The organism is Sphingomonas segetis, assembly GCF_009720245.1.
Lineage (GTDB): Bacteria > Pseudomonadota > Alphaproteobacteria > Sphingomonadales > Sphingomonadaceae > Sphingomicrobium > Sphingomicrobium segetis.
The window spans coordinates 1-6,094 of sequence record NZ_WJSQ01000155.1 but is presented as its reverse complement, the minus strand read 5'-3'; the positions used below and the strand labels follow the sequence as shown (position 1 = coordinate 6,094).

The following is a 6,094-nucleotide window of genomic DNA, read 5'->3' as shown; positions in this document are numbered from 1 at the left end:
CCTGGCCGCCGAAGCCGCCCGGGCGGTTCGACGCCATGTAGAGATCGTTGCTCAACGGGTCGAGGATCGGACAGCCGTCGGCCGAGCGCGAGCGCGGCGTTCGCCATTCCGCGCCGTTCGGCCGGCACGTGGCGGGTGATGATCTTCGACGCGCCGGGGAAGGCGACCGTCTCGCCGATGCCGAGCATCACCCGAAGCACCAGTAAGGATGCGAACCCGCCGACCAGTCCCATCAGCAAGGTGCTCGCTGCCCACAGCAGCACGCCAAGGGCCATCAGCCGGTACACAGAGAAGCGGTCGACCAGCCACCCGACCACCAGCTGCGCCGGCGCATAGACCCAGAAGAACGCCGAAAGGACGATTCCGAAGGCTTTGGCGTCGAGCTTCAGCTCGGCCGTCATCAGCGGTGCCGCGATCCCGATCGCACCGCGGTCGACATAGTTGAAGAACACCGCCGCGCCGAGGAGGAGCACGAGCAACGTGCCCCCGCGCTGCGCGGTGTGGGTCAATAGCCCCCCTTCATCGCGGCGATGAAGCGGCCGATCATGCCTTTGGGCACGCGGGCACGGGCGATCGGGCCGATGTCGCGGATGTCGCCGCGGCCCTTGGCGGCGAGCAAAGCGAGGCCGACCAGCGTCGAGAAAGCCGGGCCGCTATGCGCGTCCGGAAGGCCGGTGATCTGCTTCGGCCTCCCGACTCGGACGGCGCGCCCGAGCACGCCCTGCATGTAATCGGCGACGTTCTTCAATTCGGCGCCGCCGCCGGTCAGCACGACCTGCCGCCCGACCGGCCCGGTGAAGCCGAGGCCTTTCAGCGCAGCCTCGACCTCGCCCGTCAGCTCCTCGATGCGCTGGCGGATGACCATCATCAGCTGCGCTCGGGTGATCTTCATCGGCTCGGCGCCGGCTTCCGCGCCGATCTGGGTCGCCTCGATCATCTCGTGATTGTCGCGCGGGCTGGTCATCGCCGAGCCGTAGAAGCATTTGAGCCGCTCGGCGTCGCGGCGCTGGACGGCGAAAGCGCAGGCGATGTCGTTGGTGATGTCCTTGGCACCGAGCTGGATCGAGCGAAGCCCGGCAAGCATCCCGCCGTAATGAACGGAGACGTTGGTCACTTCCGCTCCCATCTCGACCAGCGCCACCCCGAGCTCGCGCTCCTCGTCGCTCAGGCAGGCGAGCGCCGCCGCGATTGGCGAAGCGACGATCGCCTTCACGCCGAGATGCGCCTGACGAATGACCGTGTCGATGTTTCTGAGCGGCGACGGCTCCGCGGCGATCACGTGAATATCGACTCCGAGGCGGGTCGCGTGAAGGCCGATCGGCTGCTGCACGCCCTGCGCCCGGTCGATCGTGTACAGCGCCGGATGGGCGTGAAGCACGACCTGGCCGTTCTTGTCGATCGCGTCCTTGCCGGCGGCAAGCAGCTGGTCGACGTCGGCCTGCTCGACCGCGTGGCCGCCGAGCTCGACCTCGACATTGGCAAGGTCGCTGACCAGGCCCGGCGCACCGTAGCTCGCCCACACGTCCTCGACCGTCAGTCCCGACATGCGCTCGGCGAGTTCGACCGCCTCGCGCACCGCGAACTCGCTCATGGCCATGTCGGTGATGTAGCCGCGCTTGACCCCGCGGCTCTCGCGCTGGCCGGTGCCGAGCACGGTCGGGCGGCCTTCGTCGTCGACGCGCGCGATCATCGCGCTCACCTTGGAGGAGCCGATGTCGAGCGCCGCGATGAGGTCCCGGTCGACAGGCTGGGCCATCAGCTCGCCTGGGGCTTGGCGGGGGTCATCGGATCGAGCGCATGCGGCAGCCGGACGATCATCTTGCCGGGTACGCGCAGGTCGAACCGAACAATGCCGCGGCCGAGCAGTCCCGATTGGCGGTCGGCTTTCGCGAACTTGGCGAGAGCGACGCGTGCCGCCTCATCGCCTTCGGGAAGAGCAACGGTTTCGCCCGACTGGAAGTTCAGGTCCCAGCGGCGCCCGCCGACCCATGTGGCCGACGCGAGCTGCGGCTTGAGCGTCGGCACATCCGCCATCATCCGCGCCAGCTCCTGCTCCTGGACGTTGGCGCCGGGGCCGATGAGGAGCGGCAGGTCGGGCATCTGGTTGACCGGCACGCGGTCGAGGACGACGCCTTCGGCATCGATCAGCGCGAGCTGCCCCTTGCTCTGCCACAAAGCGGCGGGCTTGCGCTCGACGATGTCGATGACGAGCGCGTCGGGAAGACGGCGCAGCACGCGCGCGTCCTTGACCCAGCCGAAGCGCAGCAGCCGCTCGCGAATCGCCTCAGCGTCAACCAATGCCTGCGGCGCCCTGGCGGCGCCCGCGTCGGCCGCGGCGCGGCGGATCTCGTCGTTGACGACGGAATCGACGACGCGCCGGTCCAAATGGGCGAGGCCGACGATCTGATAGCCGCTGACGGTGAAGCCGGCGCGGCCGACCGCCGATCCGGCGGCGCGCTCGGCCTTTGCCGGAATGTCGAGCGCGACCAGCACGACCGCCACGATCGCGAGCATGAAGCCGCCAAAGACGATACCGGCGACCTTGTTCGCGCGCGCCTGATCGACCGGGAGGCGCCTGGCGATCTTCTTCGGCACGGCGACCTTGGAGTTCTTGCGCGGCCTGGCGCGGGACGAGGCGCCGCGGCGGACGTGCGCGGCGCTCATTGCAGCGCCCCATCTGCCAAAGCTTCGCCGATGAGGCGCTCGACGAGTTCGCCGTAGGGGATGCCCCTGAGCTTCGCCTGCTCGGGCACAAGGCTGAGGGGCGTCATGCCGGGCTGGGTGTTGACCTCGAGCAGATAGACGCCCGCCTCGGCCTGCTGGTCGTCCCAGCGGAAGTCGGAGCGCGACGCGCCCTTGCAGCCGAGCAGGCGGTGCGCCCTGGCCGCCATGTCCATCATCGCGCGCGCGATGTCGCCGGGCACCTCGGCCGGGCACACGTGGACGGTCCGGCCGTCGGTATATTTGTGCTCGTAATCATAAAAGCCGCTGTCGATCTTGAGCTCGGTTACGGCGAGCGGCTCGTCGTTCAGCACCGCGACGGTGAGCTCACGCCCCCTGATGAACGGCTCGGCGAGGAGCTCGTCGAACTCGTTCCACGGGCCGGGCACGTCGCGGCCGATCGGGTTTCCGTAATTGCCGTCCGCGGTGACGATGGCGACGCCGACCGATGAGCCTTCGTTGACCGGCTTGAGGACATAGGGCCGCGGCAGCGGGTCCCCGGAGAAGACGCTTTCGCTTTCGACGATCGTGCCCGCCGGCATGCGGATGCCGTGCGGTACCAGCACCATCTTGGTCAGCTCCTTGTCGATCGCGATGACCGATGTCTCGAGCCCGCTGTGGGTGTAGCGGAGGCCCATCAGGTCCATCATGCCCTGGACGGTGCCGTCCTCTCCCGGCGTGCCGTGGAGCGCGTTGAACACGACGTCGGGCTTCAATTCGGAAAGGCGCAGCGCCACGTCGCGGTCCATGTCGAGCTCGGTGACGTTGGACCAACCGCGCTCGCGCAGCGCGGACGCCACCCCGCGGCCGCTGGTCAGCGACACCTCGCGCTCGGATGACCAGCCGCCCATCAGGACGACGACGTGGAGGGACTTATCCATTCTCGCGTCCCCACGTCGTCATCCCCGCGCAAGCTGGGACCCAGCCAAACAACCAAATCTGGGTTCCCGCCTTCGCGGGCATGACGAAAAAAGTTGTCACTCGCTCACTCCGACCCGCTGGATTTCCCATTCCAGGCTGATGTGGGTTTTCGCCTCGACCCGGCGGCGGACTTCCTCGCCCAGCGCCTCGATCTCGGCGCTTGTCGCGCTACCGAGGTTGAGCAGGAAATTGCAATGCTTTTCCGAGACTTGGGCATCGCCAATCGTCAGGCCCCGGCAGCCCGCCGCGTCGACCAGCGCCCACGCCTTGTGACCGGGCGGATTCTTGAAGGTCGAGCCGCCGGTGCGGCTGCGCAAGGGCTGCGATTCCTCGCGGGCGCGCGCGATCGCGTCCATCTCGGCGCCGATCGCTTCGCGGTCGCCGGGCGTGCCCCTGAACACGGCGTCGATCACTACCGCGCCGTCTGGCACGTTGCTGTGGCGGTAGGTGTAGCCGAGCTTATCCAGCGGCCAGTCGACGACCTCGCCGGAGCGGAGCGCGATCCGCGCGGAGACGAGGATATCCTTGACCTCGCGGCCGTAGGCGCCGCCGTTCATCCGGACGAAGCCGCCGACGGTCCCGGGGATGCCGCGCAGGAACTCGAGGCCCGCGATGCCGTGATCGCGCGCCGTCGACGAGACGAGGATGCCGCTCGCACCGCCGCCGCACCGCAGCGTCGTGGCGTCGAGGCGGTCGATCTTCGAGAACGGCTTGCCGAGGCGGATCACGATCCCCGGCACGCCGCCGTCGCGGACGATCATGTTGGAGCCGAGGCCGAGCGCCATCACCGGCAACTCGGGGTCGAGCGCGCGCAGAAAATGGACGAGGTCGTCCTCGTCCTTCGGCTCGAACAGCCATTCGGCGCTGCCACCGCTCTTGAACCAGACCAGTGGCGCGAGCGGGGCGTTCGCCGTAAGCTTACCGCGGACGGGCACGCGGAGGGACTGTCCCTCGAGACGCGCAACTCCGCTCATTTCTTCGCCCTCGCGTCGCAGATTCCGCTGGCGAGCGCGCCGGCCCACTTCGTGATGTCGCCGGCGCCCATGCAGATGATCATGTCTCCCGCCGCGGCGAGGTCGCGCAGCGCGAGGCAGAGGTCGTCGAGGTCATCCACCGCGCGCACCATGCGGTGCCCGTGCGCGCGCAGCCCTTCCGCCAGCGCGCCCGCGTCGACGCCCTCGATCGGCTCCTCGCCGGCGGGGTAGACCGGCGCGACGAACACCACGTCGGCGTCGTTGAAGGCATTTTCGAAGTCGGCCATCAGCGACTGCAGGCGGGTGTAGCGATGCGGCTGCATGACCGCGATCACCCGGCCCTGCACGCCCTCGCGCGCGGCCGCCAGAGTCGCCCGGATTTCGGTCGGGTGATGGGCATAATCGTCGATGACGATCGCGCCATCCACTTCGCCGGCATGGGTGAAGCGGCGCTTGACGCCATCGAACCGCTCGAAGGCGCCGATAATCTGCTCGTCGGAAATGCCGAGCTCGAGCGCCACCGCGATCGCGGCGAGCGCGTTCTGGACGTTGTGGCGACCGGGGATCGGGACGTGCACGCCCTCGATCGTCCGCCGCTCGCCGTCGCGGCCGAGGATGAGTGCGTCGAAGCGGCTGCCGCCGGGAACGGGGATCACATTGTCGGCGCGGACGTCGGCGAGCGCGGAGAAGCCGTAGGTGACGATCCTCCGGTCGCGGATTCTTCCAATGATGTTCTGCACCTCGGGATGGTCGACGCACAGCACCGCCAGACCGTAAAAGGGCACGTTCTCGACGAACTCGACATAGGCATCCTTGACGCCGTCGAAATCGCCGTAATGGTCGAGGTGCTCGGGATCGATGTTGGTGACGACCGCGATCGTCCCGTCGAGCCTCAGGAAGCTGCCGTCGCTCTCGTCGGCCTCGATCACCCACCACTCGCTTTTACCGAGCCGCGCATTCGAGCCGTAGCGGTTGATGATGCCGCCGTTGATCACCGTCGGATCGAGACCGCCGCTGTCGAGCAAGGCGGCGATCATCGACGTGGTCGTGGTTTTGCCATGGGTGCCGGCGACCGCGACCGTCTTCTGCAGCCGCATCAGCTCGGCCAGCATTTCCGCGCGCCGAACGCGCGGCAGCCGGCGCTCGGCCGCGGCCTGCACCTCGGGGTTGTTGTCCTTGATCGCGGTTGAGCAGACGACCACGGCGGCATCGCCGAGATTATCGGGCGAATGGCCGATGCTGACCGGGATGCCGCTCTTGCGAAGCTTCTCGACGACATAGGAATCGGACGCGTCGGAGCCCTGCACCTTGTAGCCGAGCTGGTGCATCACTTCGGCGATTCCCGACATTCCGATGCCGCCGATGCCGACGAAATGGATCGTGCCGATATCCGCGCCCAACGCCTTCATCATGCCGGCACGCCCCCCGCGGGAGCGACGGCTCGGCGGCGCGGGCTGAGCGCGGGCCCGACGGCGAGC

At 68.3% G+C, this 6,094-nt stretch carries 6 protein-coding genes; all 6 read right to left on the bottom strand.

Annotated features, from left to right (window positions below):
- A partial coding sequence (locus GH737_RS12365) for an MFS transporter (RefSeq protein ID WP_155265112.1) occupies positions 1-509 on the bottom strand: 509 nt, incomplete at its 3' end.
- Positions 506-1,756 carry a cell division protein FtsA gene (gene ftsA / locus GH737_RS12360; protein WP_155265111.1) on the bottom strand — a complete coding sequence of 417 codons (1,251 nt, stop codon included), beginning with the start codon at positions 1,754-1,756 and terminating at the stop codon, positions 506-508. The genes ftsA and GH737_RS12365, both read right to left, overlap by 4 nt.
- Positions 1,756-2,664: a cell division protein FtsQ/DivIB gene (locus GH737_RS12355; protein WP_155265110.1), complete on the bottom strand. Its 909-nt coding sequence runs from the start codon at positions 2,662-2,664 to the stop codon at positions 1,756-1,758. The genes ftsA and GH737_RS12355 overlap by 1 nt, the downstream gene beginning before the upstream one ends.
- Entirely contained in the window at positions 2,661-3,602 is a 942-nt protein-coding gene (locus tag GH737_RS12350; protein WP_155265109.1) for a D-alanine--D-alanine ligase, read from the bottom strand. Before GH737_RS12350 ends, GH737_RS12355 begins: the two co-directional genes overlap by 4 nt.
- Positions 3,603-3,698: 96 nt before the next feature.
- Complete coding sequence (gene murB, locus GH737_RS12345; protein ID WP_155265108.1) at positions 3,699-4,616, bottom strand: UDP-N-acetylmuramate dehydrogenase; 918 nt, start codon at positions 4,614-4,616, stop codon at positions 3,699-3,701.
- Complete coding sequence (gene murC / locus GH737_RS12340; protein ID WP_155265113.1) at positions 4,613-6,025, bottom strand: UDP-N-acetylmuramate--L-alanine ligase; 1,413 nt, start codon at positions 6,023-6,025, stop codon at positions 4,613-4,615. Before murC ends, murB begins: the two co-directional genes overlap by 4 nt.
- Between the last annotated feature and the right edge of the window lie 69 nt (positions 6,026-6,094).

Excerpts from the sequence above, each read along its gene's own strand:
- ftsA (WP_155265111.1), bottom strand. The coding sequence starts at position 1,756 with ATGGCCCAGCCTGTCGACCGGGACCTCATCGCGGCGCTCGACATCGGC.
- murB (WP_155265108.1), bottom strand. The coding sequence starts at position 4,616 with ATGAGCGGAGTTGCGCGTCTCGAGGGACAGTCCCTCCGCGTGCCCGTC.
- murC (WP_155265113.1), bottom strand. The coding sequence starts at position 6,025 with ATGAAGGCGTTGGGCGCGGATATCGGCACGATCCATTTCGTCGGCATC.
- GH737_RS12350 (WP_155265109.1), bottom strand. The coding sequence starts at position 3,602 with ATGGATAAGTCCCTCCACGTCGTCGTCCTGATGGGCGGCTGGTCATCC.
- GH737_RS12355 (WP_155265110.1), bottom strand. The coding sequence starts at position 2,664 with ATGAGCGCCGCGCACGTCCGCCGCGGCGCCTCGTCCCGCGCCAGGCCG.